Source organism: Pseudomonas sp. NFR09 (assembly GCF_900111535.1).
In the GTDB taxonomy this organism is placed as follows: domain Bacteria; phylum Pseudomonadota; class Gammaproteobacteria; order Pseudomonadales; family Pseudomonadaceae; genus Aquipseudomonas; species Aquipseudomonas extremorientalis.
The window spans coordinates 657,929-675,407 of record NZ_FOIH01000003.1; the positions used below are offsets into that span (position 1 = coordinate 657,929).

11 protein-coding genes are annotated in these 17,479 nt (G+C 61.2%); 4 read left to right on the top strand and 7 right to left on the bottom strand.

Annotation, left to right across the window (positions count from 1 at the left end):
- Positions 1 to 60 precede the first annotated feature (60 nt).
- Complete coding sequence (locus BMX59_RS10410) at positions 61 to 1,074, top strand: EamA family transporter (protein ID WP_139212864.1); 1,014 nt, start codon at positions 61 to 63, stop codon at positions 1,072 to 1,074.
- Positions 1,075 to 1,368: 294 nt separating this feature from the next.
- Positions 1,369 to 2,583 carry an MFS transporter gene (locus BMX59_RS10415; protein ID WP_093121262.1) on the top strand — a complete coding sequence of 405 codons (1,215 nt, stop codon included), beginning with the start codon at positions 1,369 to 1,371 and terminating at the stop codon, positions 2,581 to 2,583.
- A gap of 80 nt (positions 2,584 to 2,663) precedes the next feature.
- On the opposite strand, the gene BMX59_RS10420 is transcribed toward BMX59_RS10415, so the two are convergent.
- Entirely contained in the window at positions 2,664 to 2,888 is a 225-nt protein-coding gene (locus BMX59_RS10420; protein ID WP_071488022.1) for a DUF465 domain-containing protein, read from the bottom strand.
- 175 nt (positions 2,889 to 3,063) lie between these two features.
- Between BMX59_RS10420 and tkt the strand changes: the two genes are divergently transcribed.
- Positions 3,064 to 5,127 (top strand): transketolase, encoded by a 2,064-nt coding sequence (tkt, locus tag BMX59_RS10425; RefSeq protein WP_093121252.1) that lies wholly within the window; start codon positions 3,064 to 3,066, stop codon positions 5,125 to 5,127.
- A gap of 125 nt (positions 5,128 to 5,252) precedes the next feature.
- On the opposite strand, the gene uvrA is transcribed toward tkt, so the two are convergent.
- The 6 genes from uvrA to lexA form a co-directional block, all read right to left on the bottom strand.
- Entirely contained in the window at positions 5,253 to 7,772 is a 2,520-nt protein-coding gene (uvrA, locus tag BMX59_RS10430) for an excinuclease ABC subunit UvrA (RefSeq protein WP_093121253.1), read from the bottom strand.
- Positions 7,769 to 9,481 (bottom strand): ATP-binding protein, encoded by a 1,713-nt coding sequence (locus BMX59_RS10435; protein ID WP_092244395.1) that lies wholly within the window; start codon positions 9,479 to 9,481, stop codon positions 7,769 to 7,771. The genes uvrA and BMX59_RS10435 overlap by 4 nt, the downstream gene beginning before the upstream one ends.
- A gap of 108 nt (positions 9,482 to 9,589) precedes the next feature.
- Positions 9,590 to 12,682 (bottom strand): error-prone DNA polymerase, encoded by a 3,093-nt coding sequence (locus BMX59_RS10440; RefSeq protein ID WP_218189801.1) that lies wholly within the window; start codon positions 12,680 to 12,682, stop codon positions 9,590 to 9,592.
- Positions 12,658 to 14,070: a Y-family DNA polymerase gene (locus tag BMX59_RS10445; RefSeq protein WP_092244401.1), complete on the bottom strand. Its 1,413-nt coding sequence runs from the start codon at positions 14,068 to 14,070 to the stop codon at positions 12,658 to 12,660. The genes BMX59_RS10440 and BMX59_RS10445 overlap by 25 nt, the downstream gene beginning before the upstream one ends.
- Positions 14,071 to 14,077: 7 nt before the next feature.
- Positions 14,078 to 14,692 (bottom strand): translesion DNA synthesis-associated protein ImuA, encoded by a 615-nt coding sequence (imuA, locus tag BMX59_RS10450; protein WP_092244404.1) that lies wholly within the window; start codon positions 14,690 to 14,692, stop codon positions 14,078 to 14,080.
- Positions 14,692 to 15,309 (bottom strand): transcriptional repressor LexA, encoded by a 618-nt coding sequence (gene lexA / locus BMX59_RS10455; protein WP_071488029.1) that lies wholly within the window; start codon positions 15,307 to 15,309, stop codon positions 14,692 to 14,694. Before lexA ends, imuA begins: the two co-directional genes overlap by 1 nt.
- Positions 15,310 to 15,510: 201 nt before the next feature.
- Between lexA and BMX59_RS10460 the strand changes: the two genes are divergently transcribed.
- On the top strand, positions 15,511 to 17,479 hold a 1,969-nt coding region (locus BMX59_RS10460; protein WP_175486671.1), incomplete at its 3' end, for an RHS repeat domain-containing protein.

A 17,479-nucleotide genomic window follows, 5' to 3' on the forward strand; every position in this document is an offset into this window, starting at 1 on the left:
ACCCACCCGGCTCACCAGCGCAATCCTTGCGCTGCAACAGTCCCCAGAGCCGGGTGGGCGATGGGCATGATAGGCAGTGAGTGGGATGATGTCTTTCAGTCAATTCTGAAAAAATGTGAACGGGGCGAACGTCCCTGTTCACTGCGCAATAAAACAACGATGCTGCAGCAGATTCCCCTGCGTGCGGCCGATATGACCAAGCCTTCATTTACCTATCTATTGGCGGCCTCCAGCGGCTTAGCTGCCAATATTCTCCTTGGGGTATCGTCGCTGTACTGGCGAGAGCTGAACGAACTCACGCCCCAGGTTCTGGTTGCCTACAGGGTCCTGTTATCCCTGCTCGCACTGGCTGTGATCATTGGGTTTGGCCAAGGCTTTCGTCACCTCGTAAAGCTCAATATCCGCACCTTAGGCCTGCACTGCACTGCTTCTTTTTTGGTAGCCGTTAACTGGGGATCCTTCATATGGGCATCCCTGCACGGCCATGTGCTTGAAAGTGGCTTCGGCTATTTGCTTGCCCCGTTTTTATCGATAACGATGGGCGTCTTTTTCTACCGCGAGAAGCTCAAGCCTGCACAGACTGTTTCAATGCTGACTATCATGGCCGCAGCCTTGCTGCTGGCGCTAACCAGCAGCGAGCTCAACCACTGGATTTACGTGCTGATCGCCGTCACTTGGGGGAGTTACACCTGCATCAAAAAAGCCACGCCGTTGAATGCGGTAGAGGGCTTGTTCGTCGAGACTCTGTTTTTAACACTCGCCATCGTGCTCGCTGTTGCGCTGCTTGGATGGAGCCTTGCCTGGCCAGATCCCATGTCAACTCAGGCTCAGTGGCTGATTCCCCTGGCAGGCGTAATATCGGTCGTGCCCTTGATAATGTTTGCCTACGCCATCGGCAGAATCCCACTTTCCCAGGCAGCCTTATTTCAATTCGTATTGCCCATCACGCAGCTTGTGATCGCTGTGTATGTGTACAAGCAACCGATCTCGATAAATGCGTTGCTGCTGTACTCATTCACGGTAGGCGTGCTGATAGTGCTCATAATCTATGAACTGGCGACTCAAAAAAAATAGTAATTGCAAGGTGACGCGTATGTGCTCCCAAACTCCAGACATAAGCCCCACTGCGCTTATCATGCGTGCAATGCAAAAATACACCACAAAGAACAACTCACATTAAACCCAACAGAAAAATACTACACGCATTTAGGAAGTCCTACATTTGCACAATGCTGGCAACATGGCTTCTACTGAGTGCCATTCAGGAATGATCAGCCTCCTTCCCGCCCCCAAAACAGACACTCAACAAGCATGCTTAAACCTATCAAAAACAAGAACGACAACTTATATTACGTTTTGTCTGTCTTCATGAACCTGGACGTCCAGAGAAGCTTATTTGTACTTTACCTACTGCAACTCGGTATCACCCAGGGAGAGATAGGTATCCTACAATCATTCTTGTTTTTTTCTTCAGTCGCGCTGGAAATCCCCTCTGGTTTACTCGCAGATCGATATAGTCGCAAGTGCACGCTTATCTTCAGCTTTTTAGGCTTGTGTGTCAGTGGGATTGGCTTTTTGCTATTTTCGTCTTTTATTCCCTTCGCAATCATATTCTGCCTATTCGGTGCCAGCATTGCCATGGGGTCTGGTTCAGACAGAGCATTGCTGTATGACAACTTACTGGCTGAACATCGCGCTGATGAGTATCCAAAAATATTGTCACGCGCCCGTGCTATTGGTGCGATATCACTGAGCTTATCCATGCTTCTTGGCGGCGTCATACAAGACACTTTCTCTTGGAATGGAGTCTATATTTTTTTTGCGGCATCAAAACTTATCGGCGCTATCATTGTAGTATTCAATTCCGAAATCAAGCTTCCGCCTATTTCACTAAACGCCAACAACGTAAATGAATTAAATACGAAAACCACAGGGGGTAGCTTTACTTCACTCATCAAATTTTTCAGCTCCCACAGAGGTGCTTTTCTGATACCTCTCTTTGTTGGATATGCTCTATTTGAACTCTCAACCATTCCTCTTTTCATCTACGGCCAGCCATTCTTCTCCCAGCAGGGTCTAGAAATACCTGTTATTGCCGGCATTTATGCCGCAGTTGAAATCATATCGGCTGCCATGTTTATGGTTGCAGGATATATTTGCTCCAGATTCACGCTTGGGGTGATAGCCGTCACCACCACTCTCATTGTCACCGCACTACTCTTCACCCTATCTTTGAATACCGGAACACTCTCTTCAGTCGCAGTATTTATTTTAATCATGTCACTCCCCGCTATCTATGAAACTGCCTACGAGACCTACATCAATGAAAACATAGAGTCACGCATTCGAGCCTCCTGCCTCTCCGTCGCCAATCTAGTCAATTCGATCATCATCGGTATCTCCTACACTGTCTTCGGCGGGCTGCTGGATAGATATGGTTTCTCGTCGACGTTAATTGTTGTTGCAGGCGTCTGTTTTATGGGTCTCTTTTTTGCAATTACTACCTTACTGCTAGGTGGGCAACAACGTCGTAAAAAGAGCAAAAAGCTTGAATCAACCCGGTTTACTGGAGATGCGCCGTGACAGGCCTAAAGCCGGGTAGATAAAATACGTCCATAACCTTGTAGGAGCACGCTTGCTCCTACAAGGAGGCTCGATCGTGATCAGCCCAACTTCACCACAATCTCATCTTTGATCAACAAGCGTTTCTTCTTCAGCTTCTCCACATCCTCGTCGCTGGCACTTGCCGACTCCGCCTTCAGCACCTCTTTGTCAGCGTCGTCGTACTGCGTGAGCAGCGAGTCCAGGCGTTTGTCGCTCGCCCTGCGTTCGTGAACGACTTCCTTGCTCAACCCCAAGTCCTGATACAGGTCGTGTTTCACTGGCATGGCGTACCTCCGCATGTTGATCAATGGCTTACGCCCTAGAAGCTAGACCATTGCGAGGGGTCTTGTCATGTTCAGGGTCAATACAGCCCCGTTCGTCGCGGCGCGGGCGTTTGGATCAAACCTTTGCCGCGCCCTGCCCTCCACTCTAGATAGCCACCCGAGGGAGAACGGTTTCATGACGCACGCTGCCACCGCTGTCGATACCCAATGCATCAACACCCTCCGCACCCTGGCCATGGATGCCGTGCAAAAGGCCAATTCCGGCCATCCGGGCACGCCCATGGGCCTGGCGCCGGTGGGTTATACGCTGTGGAGTCGTTTCCTGCGTTATCACCCGCAACATCCCGACTGGCCCAGCCGTGATCGGTTTGTGCTGTCCGTCGGCCATGCCTCGATGTTGCTGTATTCGCTGCTGCACCTGGCCGGTGTGGTGGAACTGGATGCCGACGGCAAGCGCACCGGCCAGGCCGCTGTCAGCCTGAACGATATCAAGCAGTTTCGCCAAGCAGGCTCCAAAACCCCCGGCCACCCCGAATACCGCATGACCACTGGGGTGGAGACCACTACCGGCCCGCTCGGCCAGGGCTGTGCCAACAGCGTCGGCATGGCGATGGCCGAGCGTTGGCTGGCCAAGCGCTTCAACCGCGAAGAAAAAACCCTGTTCGACTACAACGTCTACACCCTGTGCGGCGACGGCGACATGATGGAGGGCATCAGCGGCGAAGCGGCGTCCATGGCCGGGCATTTGAAACTGGACAAGCTGTGCTGGATCTATGACAACAACACTATCAGTATCGAAGGCCACACTGAGCTGGCGTTCAGCGAAGGTGTGATCAAGCGCTTCCAGGCGTATGGGTGGCACACCCTGCATGTGACCGATGCCAACGACTTGCAAGCCCTGAGCAATGCCTTGGAGGCGTTCCATTGCAACCGCGGCGCGCCCACCCTGATTGTGGTCGACAGCGTGATCGGCTACGGCTCCCCGCACAAACACAACACGGCCGCCGCCCATGGCGAGCCCCTGGGCGAAGAGGAAATTCGCCTGACCAAGGCAGCCTATGGCTGGCCCGAGGATTCCAGCTTCCTGGTTCCCGATGAAGTGCGCACGCAATTGCGTGATGTTTTGCTTGAGCGCAGCGAGCCGCTGTATGAAAAGTGGAGCGAGCACCTGTCCCAGCTGGAACAGTACGAACCGGAATTGGCCGATGAATTGAGGCGCATGCGTGCCGGGGAAATGCCGGAGCACTGGCAGAAACACCTACCGGATTTCGATACCGACGCCAAGGGCATCGCCAGTCGTGCCGCCGGCGGCAAGGTGCTGAATGCGTTTGCCGAACAGATCCCCTGGCTGCTGGGCGGCTCGGCCGACCTGTCACCGTCGACCAAGACCAACCTCACCTTCGACGGCGCCGGGCGTTTCAGCGCCGAGGACTACAGCGGGCGCAACCTGCACTTCGGCATTCGTGAACATGCCATGGGCGCCATCGCCAATGGCATGGCATTGTCCTACCTGCGGCCGTACACCTCGACCTTTCTGGTGTTCAGCGACTACATGAAGCCACCGATCCGCCTGGCGGCAATCATGGAACTGCCGGTGGTGTTTGTGTTTACCCATGATTCGATTGGCGTGGGTGAAGATGGGCCAACGCACCAGCCGATCGAGCATCTGACCCAGTTGCGCGCAACGCCGGGGCTGCTGACCTTGCGCCCCGGTGACGCGAATGAAACCCGCGAGCTGTGGAAGGTGGCGCTGGCACAGACCCATCGGCCAAGTTGCGTGGTGCTGTCGCGTCAACCGCTGCCGACGCTGGATCGTACGCGGTACGCGCCGGCATCCGGGGCAGCCAGGGGCGCTTACGTGCTGGCGGGTGCAGATGCGCCCCAGGTGATTCTGCTGGCCACAGGCAGCGAAGTCAGCCTGGCGGTGGCGGCGTATGAGCAGTTGAAAGACGAAGGGATTGCCGCGCAAGTGGTGTCCATGCCCAGCTGGGAGTTGTTCGAGGACCAGGACCAGACGTACCGCGACAGCGTGTTGCCGCCGGCGGTGAAAGCGCGGGTCGTGGTGGAGCAGGCAGGCCCCCTCGGCTGGGACCGGTATGTGGGGCAGACCGGCGCCAAGGTGGTGATGAACAGCTTTGGTGCGTCGGCGCCGTTGGCACAGTTGCAGGAGAGGTTCGGGTTTACCGTGGAGAATGTGGTGAAGCAGGCGAAAGCGCAGATCCAACTGACTCAACAGTGATCGAAATGTGGGAGGGGCGGTGCGACGGTTCGGCTTGCCCCCGATGACAGTGTGTCAGTCGCATATCAGTTGACTGACACACTGTCATCGGGGGCAAGCCCCCTCCCACAAGTTCTCATCCGCGTTTAGTTCAGTTCTTTGGTCAGGAATGGCGCAGTCCGGCTGGCCTTGCTTTTGGCAACCTTCTGCGGCGTACCACTGGCCACCACCTTCCCGCCCATATCCCCCGCCCCCGGCCCGATATCGATCACCCAGTCACTCTGCGCCACCACGCGCATTTCATGCTCCACCACGACCACTGTATGCCCCGCGTCCACCAGCTGGTTCAACTGGTTGAGCAGGCGGTCCACATCCCGTGGATGCAACCCGGTGGTGGGTTCATCCAGCACATACAGGGTGGCGCCCCGCGCATTGCGTTGCAGCTCGGTCGCCAGTTTGATGCGTTGTGCTTCACCACCGGACAGCTCGGTCGCCGGTTGCCCCAGGCGCAGGTAACCCAGGCCGATATCCCGCAGCACCTGCAGCGAACGCAACACCCCAGGCTGCTCGGCAAATACCTCCACCGCCTGTTCCACTGTCAGCCCGAGCACGTCGGCGATGCTCAAGCCTTGCCATTTGATCGCCAGGGTCTCGGGGTTGTAGCGTGCGCCGTGGCAGGTCGGGCATGGCGCATACACGCTGGGCATGAACAGCAGTTCAACGCTGACAAAGCCCTCGCCTTCACAGTTCGGGCAACGGCCCTTGGCGACATTGAAGGAGAACTGCCCGGCATCGTAATGCCGCTTCTTCGCCGCCGGAGTGGCCGCGAACAGCTTGCGCACGTTGTCGAACAGCCCGGTGTAGGTCGCCAGGTTGGAGCGTGGCGTGCGGCCGATGGGTTTCTGGTCGACCTGCACCAGGCGGCGGATATGCTCCAGCCCGGCACGGATGTGGCCCCCGCTGGTTTGCGGGGCGTCGTCTTCCAGGCTTGGTTCTTCGTCGTTTTCCATCACACGCCCAAGGCCGGCGCCCACCAGCTCCAGCAGTGCCTGGCTGACCAGGCTGGACTTGCCCGAGCCGGAAATCCCGGTGACCGCCGTGAAGCAGCCCAATGGGAAATCCACGTCAAGGCCCTTGAGATTATTGCGCGTCACACCTTCCAGTTGCAGCCAGCCGGTGGCTTCACGGCGCACCTGAGTCGACACGCGCTTTTCCGCGAACAGGTACTCACGGGTCTGCGACGCCGCCACCTGCGCCAGCCCCGCCGGCGGGCCGCTGTACAGCACCTGCCCGCCCTGTTCACCGGCCGCCGGGCCGACGTCGATCAGCCAGTCGGCGCGGCGCATGGTTTCCAGGTCATGCTCCACCACAAACAATGAATTGCCGGCCGCCTTCAAGCGGTCAAGGGCGGTGAACAATGCCTCGCCGTCCGCCGGGTGCAGGCCCGCCGAAGGTTCGTCCAACACGTAAATCACGCCGAACAACTGCGAACCCAATTGCGTTGCCAGGCGCAGTCGCTGCAACTCGCCGGACGACAAGGTCGGCGTGCTGCGCTCCAGGGACAGGTAACCCAGGCCCAGTTCGGTCAAGGTACTGACCCGCTCCAGCAAGTCCTGGGCGATGCGCTGCGCGGCCAGGCGTTTCTCCACCGACAGCTTCATCTTGTCCTGCCCCGCCGCCACCGGTCGCAGCAACTCGGCCAACTGCGTCAACGACAGTTGCGACAACTCACCGATGTCCACCCCGGCAAACTTCACCGACAGCGCCGCCTGGGTCAGCCGCTTGCCATCGCACAGCGGGCAGGCGCTGCCCTGCATGAACTGCGACACGCGCTTTTTCATCAGCGCACTCTGGGTATGGGTGAACGTGTGCAGGATGTAGCGCCGTGCGCCGATGAAGGTGCCCTGGTAGCTCGGCTCCAGTTTGCGCTTCAACGCATCGCGGGTCTGTTCCGGGGTGAAGCCGGCGTACACCGGGACGGTGGGGGTCTCTTCGGTAAACAGGATCCAGTCGCGCTGCTTTTTCGGCAGGTCGCGCCAGGGGATGTCCACGTCATAGCCCAGGGTCACCAGGATGTCCCGCTGGTTCTGCCCCTGCCACGCCAACGGCCAGGACGCCACCGCACGCTGGCGAATGGTCAGGGAAGGATCGGGCACCATCAGCGCCTCGGTCACTTCATACACACGCCCCAGGCCATGGCACTGCGGACACGCGCCCTGGGGCAGGTTCGGCGAAAAGTCTTCGGCGTACAGCATCGCTTGCCCCTTCGGATAACTGCCGGCGCGGGAGTAGAGCATGCGGATCAAACTCGACAACGTGGTCACGCTGCCCACCGACGAGCGCGCACTCGGCGTGCCGCGCTGCTGTTGCAGGGCCACGGCAGGCGGCAGGCCTTCGATGCTGTCCACGTCCGGCACGCCGACCTGGTCGATCAACCGCCGTGCATAGGGCGCCACCGACTCGAAATAGCGACGCTGGGCCTCGGCATACACCGTGGAAAACGCCAGGGACGATTTGCCGGAACCCGACACCCCGGTGAACACCACCAGGGCATCGCGGGGGATATCCACATCGACGTTGCGCAGGTTGTGTTCGCGGGCGCCGCGCACGCGGACAAAGCCCGAGGGTTGGGCAGTGATAGAGGGAATATTGCGCGTTGAAGTCATGGACAACCTTGTCGGGCGGTGAGCACGCTGCGCACCCGTTGCGTCAGCGCTTCGGGGCTGTAGGGTTTGCTCAGCAGATGAATATCGGGGCTCAGCAAGTGATTGCTGGAGAGAATGTCACGGGTGTGGCCGGAGGTGAACAGCACCGGCACCGCAGGCGTCTGCTGGCGGGCCCAGTCGGCCAGGTCGGTGCTTTTGACGCGGCCGGGCATGACCACATCGGTGAAGATCAGGTCCGGTGGCGAGCCTGCCTGCAGTTTCGACATGGCCTGGTCACCGTCTTCGGCGGTAAGTACGGTGTAGCCGGACTGTTCGAGCAACTCCACGACGGTCAGGCGCACACCTTCATTGTCCTCGACCACCAGGATGGTTTCCTGGCCGCCGCTGTGCTGCACCTGGTCCATATGCACATCGAGGCTTTCCGGTTCCAGGCTGTGGGGGAAATACATCTGCACCACCGAGCCCTTGCCCTCCTCGCTCCACATTTCCACATGCCCGCCACTCTGGCGCACAAAGCCAAACACCATGCTCAGGCCCAGGCCAGTGCCATGGCCTTCACGCTTGGTGGTGAAAAAGGGTTCAAAGGCACGCTTGAGGGTGCTCTCGGACATGCCGACGCCGGTATCGGCCACCTCCAGGCGCACATACTCGCCGGGCTTGATGCTTTTACCCGCGCAATCGGCCGGATTGAGGATGATATTTTCGCCGGAGATGCGGATCACGCCTTCGCCCTTCATGGCGTCGCGGGCATTGATCGCCAGGTTGAGCAGCGCGTTCTCCAGTTGGTTGCGGTCGACATTGATAAACCAGGCATCCTGGGGCATCTGCACGTCGATATGGATGGTTTCGCCCAACGCCCGTTGCAGCAACTCGCCAAGCCCCGCGTAAATGCGTTGCGGGTTGTACACCGCCGGCGACAGCGGTTGGCGCCGGGCGAACGCCAGCAGTTGCGAGGACAGCTTGGCTCCACGCTCCACCGCCGCAATGGCGGCCGTGACACGCCGCTGCACCTGGGCGTTGTCCGGTTCCTGGCGGGCCAGCAGGTGCAGGTTGCCGGCGATCACTTGCAGCAGGTTATTGAAGTCGTGGGCCACGCCGCCGGTGAGGCCGCCAATGGCTTCGAGTTTCTGCGACTGGCGCAACTGGTCCTCGGCCGCGGAGCGCGCCTGCACTTCGGCGGCCACCCGTTGTTCGAGGTTGTGCGTGAGTTCCCGGCGTACCTGTTCGGACTTCACCAGTTCGGTGGTCTCCACCACAATCGCCAGCACGCCGGCCGGTTGTTGATCGTCGCCGGCCACCGGACTGTAGTAGAGGTCCAGCCACACGGTTTCCGGCTGGCCGTTGCGCAACAGCACCAGGTCCTTGTTGTTGAATGACAGGGTGCCGCCGGCCAGGCAGGTGTCCATCACATGCCGGTTGAAGTCGGCCACTTCCGGCCAGCCGAGCTCCACCGGTGTGCCCAGCAGATAGGGGTGACGGCCACCGGCAAAGGCCGAGTAGCTGTCGTTGTAGATCATGTGTCCCAGGCGTCCCCACAACATCACCATCGGCACGGGCGAAGCCAGCATCATCTGTACGGTACACGCCAGGCTGGTGGACCAGCGGTCAATGGGGCCCAGGTCGGTGCCCGACCAATCGAATGCGCGGATCCGCTGGGCCATTTCACCGGCCCAGCCTTCGCAGCCGTGGGGGTTGGATAAGAATTGCATCGGTTGGCTCTGTGCGCTAAGAGAACATCGGCAAGTTTTGGAGCGCTGCAAACCCGGATGGTTTCACCTCATCTGCATCAGAAGTGATTACAGCAGAAACCACGGGACTCAGTGAAAATCCCGACTGCGCACATTGATCCCTTCCAACAAGGGCGTCAGGTCGGTCAGGCGCCCGGCGATCAAGTGCCGCACCTCGCCCACCGCTTCCCAGCGCCCGTCCACCTTCAACAGCCGCGAGCCCACCAGCGCCTGGCGTTGACGCTCGGCCAAGTCACGCCAGACCACCACATTGAGGTTGCCGAATTCATCTTCCAGGGTGACAAAGGTCACACCGCTGGCAGTCCCCGGGCGCTGTCGACCGGTCACCAGCCCCGCAACGCTGACATTACGGCCGTGCTCCACCGCCATCAGTTCATGGGAGCTGCGGCAGCGGCGTTTGCGCAATTCATCCCGCAGCAACGCCAGAGGGTGCGGCCCCAGGGTCGTGCCCACAGTGGCATAGTCAGCCTGCAGGTCTTCACCCACGGTCGGTGCCGGCAACTCGACCGCCGCCTCATCCGGGCTCGGCAGGCCGGCAAACAGCCCCAGTTGCTTGTGCACGCCGGCCACCGCCCAGCGCGCCGTGTGCCGGTTGTCAGCCAGGGCGCGCAAGGCTCCGGCATCGGCCAACAAGGCCTGGGCACGTGCATCCAGCCCGGCGCGCTCGTCCAGGTCGGCAATGTCGCTGAACGCTCGACGCAGGCGCGCGGCTTCGATGCGCCGCCCATCTTCTTCGCGAAACCCGGAGATCATGCGCAAGCCCATGCGAATCGCCGGTTGTGCACCATCGATGGGCTCCAGGCTGCAATCCCAATCGCTGGTCTGCACATCCACCGGCCGGATCTGCAAGCGATGGCGCCGTGCGTCCTGCAGGATCTGGTCCGGGCTGTAGAAGCCCATGGGCCAACTGTTGATCAGCGCACAGGCAAACGCCGCCGGTTCATGGCACTTGAGCCAGCAACTGGCGTAGGTCAGCAAGGCGAAACTGGCCGCGTGGGATTCAGGAAAGCCATAGCTGCCAAAGCCTTTGATCTGCTCGAAGATCTGCGCGGCAAAGGCTTCGGTGTAACCGTTTTTCAGCATGCCGGTGCGTAGGCGCTGCTGGTGCGGCTCCAGGCCGCCGTGGCGTTTCCAGGCGGCCATGGAGCGGCGCAACTGGTCGGCCTCGCCGGGGCTGTAGTCGGCGGCGACCATGGCGATCTGCATCACTTGCTCCTGGAACAGCGGAATGCCCAGGGTGCGTTCCAGAACGGTTTTAAGCTCCGGCGAAGGATAGGTTTCGGGTTCTTCCTTGTTCCGCCGCCGCAGGTACGGGTGCACCATGCCGCCCTGGATCGGCCCCGGTCGCACGATGGCCACCTCGATCACCAGGTCATAGAACTTCTGCGGCCTGAGCCTTGGCAACATCGACATCTGCGCCCGCGACTCGATCTGGAACACGCCGATAGTGTCGGCCTTGCTGATCATCGCGTAGGTGGCCGGGTCGTCCTTGGGGAGCGTCGCCAAGGCCAGGTCGCGGTTGCGGTGACGGCGCAGCAAGTCGAAGCAACGCCGGATCGCACTGAGCATGCCCAAGGCCAGGATATCCACCTTGAGCAAGCCCACGGCGTCGAGGTCGTCCTTGTCCCACTGGATGATGGTGCGCTCGGCCATGGCGGCGTTTTCCACCGGCACCAGGGTGTCCAGCGGGTATTCGGAAATCACGAAGCCGCCAGGGTGCTGGGACAGGTGCCGAGGGAAGCCGATCAATTGCTGGGTGAGCGTGAGCACCCGGCGCAGCAGCGGGCTGTCGGGATCGAAGCCGCCTTCGCGCAGGCGCTCCAGCGGCGGGGCATCGTCGCTCCAGCGCCCACAGCAGTCGGCCAGGGCGTTGATCTGGTCCGGCGGCAGCCCGAGGGCCTTGGCCACATCGCGCACCGCACCGGCGGCGTGGTAACTGCTGACCACCGCCGTCAGCGCCGCGCGGGTGCGGCCGTAGCGCTGGAACACGTACTGCAGCACTTCTTCGCGGCGCTCATGTTCGAAGTCCACGTCGATGTCCGGCGGCTCGTTGCGCTCCCTGGACAGAAAGCGCTCGAACAACAGGCTCGTCAGGCTCGGGTCGATCTCGGTGATGCCCAAGGCAAAACACACCGCCGAGTTGGCCGCCGAGCCGCGGCCCTGGCACAGGATCGAACGGCTGCGGGCGAACTGCACAATGTCATGCACCGTGAGGAAATAGCTTTCGTAGCCCAGCTCGCTGATGAGCGTCAGTTCGTCATGGATCTGCTGCAAGGTCTTGGCGTCGACCCCCTGCGGCCAGCGCTGGGCGATGCCCGCTTCGGTCACGGCACGCAGCCAGGATTCGGCGTCGTGGCCGCTGGGCACCAGTTCACGCGGGTAGTGATAGCGCAACTGGCTGAGGTCGAAGGTGCAACGCCGGGCAATCGCCTGGGTTTCATCGAGCAGGGCTTGCGGGTACAGCGCGGCCAGGGCATCGAGGCTGCGCAGGTGCCGCTCGCCATTGGGGTGCAGGCGCGTGCCGGCTTCGGCCACCGGCACGTGATGACGGATGGCGGTCATGGTGTCTTGCAGGGCACGGCGGCCACGCGCATGCATGTGCACATCGCCACAGGCCACCGCCGGGATGTGCAGGCTGGCGGCCAGGTTCAGGCGTTGCTCCAGGTGGCGCGCATCGTCCTGGCCGCAGTGCAGGTGCACCGCCAGCCACAGGCGCCCGGCGAAGGTGCGGCGCAGCCACTGGATCGAGGCCTGGGTGTCGCCGTCCTCGGCGACCCACAGCGCCAGCAGGCCGGGCAGCGGTTGCTCGAAGTCCTCGTGCAACAGGCGATAGCTGCCTTTTTCCGCGCGCCGCCGGGCCACCGTGATCAAGCGGCACAGGTGCTGGTAGCCGCTGAGGTCTTCCACCAGCAGCACCAGTTTCGGGCCGTTTTCGATGCGCATCTCGCTGCCGATAATCAGCGGCAGTTCCACCGCCTTCGCCGCCTGCCAGGCCCGCACGATGCCCGCCAGGGTGCATTCGTCAGTCATCGCCAGGGCGCTGTAGCCTTGGCGCTTGGCCCGTTCGAACAGCTCCAGCGCACTCGACGCACCGCGCTGGAAGCTGAAGTTGGACAGGCAGTGCAGCTCGGCGTAATTCATGCAAACCAGCCTTGCAGCCACAACCCATCGCTTTGCCCGACGTTACGAAAGGCCCAGCCTTGCTGGCCGGCGCGGGTCTGGATCAAGTAGTAGTCGCGGCGGACATCGGCGCCGTCCCACCAGCCCGACTCGATGCGTTCCGGCCCCATGAGGATATTCACGCCGTGTTCGGCCAATAGCGTAGGTTCGCTCAGCAACCAACCGGGGCGTTGCACCTTGTGCAAGGTCGGGCAGAGGTTTTTGTCGCTCGCCGCTTGCCAGGCGCATTCGGGGCGATGGTCGGCGTGGAAGCGCAAGCCCTGCACGGCCTCATCGCCGAGACGGGCGCGCAGGCGTTCGCGCAATTGTTCCCATGGCAAGGTCTGTTGCGGGCGGTCGTCGAACAGGTCCTGGCGCTGCGGCACGAACACCGGCAAATCCTGGGCGACCAGGCGGAAACCGCGTACCGGTGAGGTGACCTGTACCTGCTCCAGGCGACCCCGGGCCAATTCAAACAGCATCGCCGGTTCGCGCTCGGCGCTGAGCAGGCCGACCTTGATCACCGTGTCCGGCGCCTGGGCGTGTTCCAGGTGCAAGTCAAAGCGCTGCACGCCACTGTCGCGGCCACACAGGAAGGCCGACAGATCTACCGTCAAGCGTCGCAAAGGAAACAGCAGCGCCTGATGGGACTGCACGTCGAAATTCAGCTCGATGCGCACGTCGAATCGGTCCGGGGGCTGATAGAACGCCAAGGCCAATGGGCGCTGCCCGGTCAATGCGTCCAGGTGCTTGAGCAGGTCGGCATCAAAGCGTCGCGCCAAGGTGTGCCGAGGCAGCGCTTGCACCTGGGCCAGACGGCGCAGGCCCATGCGCGACAACGCCGTGGCGGCCTGCGGGTCGAGGCCGGCGCGATCGATGGGCAGCGGCGCCAGGGCCTGTAGCAAGCCGTGATCCTGCACCGCCAAACCATCGTAGAAATTCGCCAGCACCCGCGCCGCCGCCGGGTTGGGCGCAGCGACGATGCGGTGACGAAAACCCAGTTCGGTCAATTCCTGGCGCAAGCGTGCTTCGAACCGCGGCCACGGCCCGAACAGGCCCAGGCTCGATTCAATCTCGAACAACAAGGCACGCGGGTAATACAGGCTGACCTGGGAACTGAACTGGTAGGCCCAGGCAGCCAGGAACTGTTGATGGCGCTCGATCTCGGCGGGGTCGTATTCGACGCTGGCAAAGGTTTTGGTCAGGGCATGCGCCGCCGTCAGGGATTGACCGGGGCGCAGGCCCAGGGCGCGGGCGGCGTCATTGACGGTTTGCAGCACGCGCCGCTGTGGCGTGCCGGCCAGCAGGGCCAAGGGTTGGTCCGGCTCGGGGTGCACACGCTGCACCCCGTCCAGCGCCAATTGCGGGAAGACAATACACACCCAGCGCATGACAACCTCAGTGCCCCGCCAGGGCAATCGGCGCCGGATGGGCCAGCCCGCCCCGGCACTTAAGCACCCTTACCTGCGCGGGCTTGGCCTCCACGGCCAGGCGTAACGCGGCGGGCGATGAGTTGACTGACTCACTCAAGGCGCGCCAGGCAAACGCCAGGGTCTGCCCGGTTTCCGCCGCCACTTGCAGGCGCCGCAGCGCCCGGTCATCGGCCTTGCGCGGCCAGCACAGCACCGCCCCGCAACTGCCGGAACGCAGGCATTGCTCCACCGCCCACAGGGCATCGCGTTCCTCGGCCTGGATCACCGAGAGCAGGCGCAGGTCCACCCCGGCGTTCTGCCAGGCATGGGGGTACGGCGTATACGGCGGCGCCACCAACACAATGCGCTCCCCCGCCTTCGACAAGCGCGCCAGGGTCGGCAACACCAGTTGCAATTCGCCCACACCTTCCTTGGCCATGAGGATTTCACTCAAGGCCGCCTCCGGCCAGCCGCCCGTGGGCAGCACCGCGTCCAGCGCCGCCAGCCCGGTGGGATGCACACTGGACGGCGGAGCGGCGGGCCGGCCCTTCCAGACACGCCCGCCATTGAACAGCGTGTCCAGCGCAACCACGGCGCCCATCAGCCTTGCCTCACCAAACCGCAGAATACCCCTTCGATGGCCAGGTCCTGGTCGGGCCCCACCACGATGGGTTGATACGCGGGATTGCGCGGCAGCAGACGCACGTGGTCGCCACTGCGCTCGAAACGCTTGATGGTCACTTCGCCGTCCAGGCGCGCCACCACGATCTGCCCGTTCAAGGCCTCGGCACTGCGGCGTACGCCGACCAGATCACCGTCGAGAATGCCGTCCTCGATCATCGAATCGCCCTGCACCCGCAACAGGTAGTCCGGGGTTTTCGCGAAGGTCGACGGGTCCAGTTGCAGGCGGCTGTGCACTTCGGCATCGGCGCCGATGGGCAAACCTGCGGCCACGCGACCGAGCACCGGCACATCCAGCCATTCCGGGCGCGCCGGCTGGTTGAGCAAACGAATGCCACGCGCCTGGTTGGGGTTGACCTCGATAAACCCGGCTTCGGTCAGCGCCAGCACATGCTTGCGCGCCACGCTGCGCGAGGCAAAACCGAACGCCTCGGCGATCTCGGCGAGGCTGGGAGGCTGGCCTTGTTGCGCGATGCGGTCGCGGATAAAGGTCAGGATGGCGGTACGGCGGGGGGTTAGAGTCGTCATGGAGTACATTTGTACTCTTATGGGAAATTTCTGACAATAGCCGCTAGTCGCGTGATAGCGCACGAGCACTGTCGAACCGTCCCACATAACCGCCGGATAAGCTCTACTCCCCTGCCCTGCAAACGTCCGCAAAGTCCCTCGCGTGACTACACAGTGCGAGGGATTGCAGATGGCGTTATGGGTTTTGGCTCCGGTTGATGGGGCTGTTTCATGATCGAAGTGACCAGCCAAACCATTGGCTATTTGGTACTGGCCACCCTGGATTCAAAGACGCGAGACGTCGAATCCGTTATCCGCGACTTCAAGCGCTGCCTCAATCACTACGACGCCTGGGCTTCGAGCTTTTTCAGCTTTTCGGCGCTGGATATCGAGCAGGTCTTCAAGGTTGGAGATGAAGTGGCGCTGGTCGCGTCGATCAATCGCTCCCTGTTTCCCAGCACCACCACCGCAACCTGCCAGGCAGACGGCACGCTGACCCTGGTGCATATGTTCCAGAGTTCTCGATTTGTGCCGATTGGCGATACGCCCGTGATGGTGCAGCGCATTGATCCGAAGGGTGGCCCGCTCGGGGAGCCCATCCATAAAACCATCGGACCCAGTGGCATTCTCGAAATCAAGGAATGTGATCGTAACCAGCAGTACCGGGTCAGTTTCTATCCCAACGTTTCCAAGGCGCACTTCAAGGCGCTGTACGCCTCTTATCAGTCGGTTATCGAACCGCTGGAAGGCTGGCTGCGCCGTGAATGGGCCACCACCTTCGCCGCCTTGTGGAAGGATTATTCCGAAGCCAATTTTCTCAAGCGCTACCTCTCGCTGCACGAAGCCTATGCACGCGGGTTTAGTGGGGCGTTGTATTCACTCTGGGACAACATCACGCAGATGCTTCAGTGGTTTCTGGACCCGCTGAAGCATGCCGAAAAGCTGCTGCATTACCTGAGCCAGGAAGAATTCGAAAAGCTGTTGAAGCTCGGCACCGAAAGCATCGCAAAGGGCCTGCTGGTGCTGAGTGATGAGCCGTTGCTGTTCATTTATCTGTCGGCAATGGTCAGTTGGACGCGGATGTTGCCGCCGCCTTATATGAATGAGCTGCTGGGGGAAATCAGCGCTGAAGTATTGATCAATTTGCTGCTGTGCCTTGCCACGGCAGGTATGGGGATGGCGGTACGCATCAGTACGAAGGTGCTGGGCAGCATCAAGTCTCAACGTGCGCGCAAATGGCTTGAGCACATGGCTGGGCAGTTCGGGAATTTTCGTGCGGATCACACGCAGGTGGCCAAGCCGATATTGCTCAGTAGCCAGGCGACGACGATCAAGACGATTCCGGATGCGCCGTTGAAGGCTGGGGATCAGGTGGTTTCCAACGCGGTGCCGGTGGTGCGCAGAAAGTCCCAGCGAACCGCGTTGGTGCGGCAGGAGACCGTGGATGACGTGCCGGTTTCTGCTCGCAACCCGAATGGGGATGCGGCGGCATCTTCGGACAAGACCGCGACCAATGGCTGCCCGGTGTCGATGGTCACCGGCGAGGAACTCCTGACCCTCACCGATGGGACGCTGGACGGGATCTTGCCGTTTGAGTGGACGCGGTTGTATCGCACCAGTGCGGTGGAAGTGGATGTGGGGCTGGGGTTTGGCTGGAGTCACGCGCTGGCGCATCGGCTGGTGGTTGTGGGTGATGCGGTGGTGTGGACCGATCATGAAAACCGCTCCACCACCCTGCCCTTGCCGTCGACTTTTCGCCCCGCAATCACCAACAGCCTGGCCGAAGCGGCGATCTATCTGGGTTCGCTGCCTGATGAACTGGTGCTGGCCCAGGCGTCACGTTTCTACCACTTCCGCGACGGTGTGCTGACAGCGATCAGCGACGCGTATGACAACCGGCTGCGCATTACCCGGGATTTTCTGGGGCGTGTTGAGCGGGTGGATAACGGTGTCGGGCGCTCGTTGTGGTTGCGCTATGCATCAGGCCGCATCGTGGCGGTGGATTACCAGATTCATCGCGTTGTGGATGACGGTCCGTTTGTGTGGGTGACGGAGCAGACGGTTGTTTCCTACGCCTATGACGACTTGGGACGACTGGTTTCAGTGACCAATGCCGTCGGTGAAAGCGAGGTTTATCGCTACGACGAACAGCACGTCATCCTTGAACGCGGTTTGGCCGGTGGGGCGAGTTTCTTCTGGG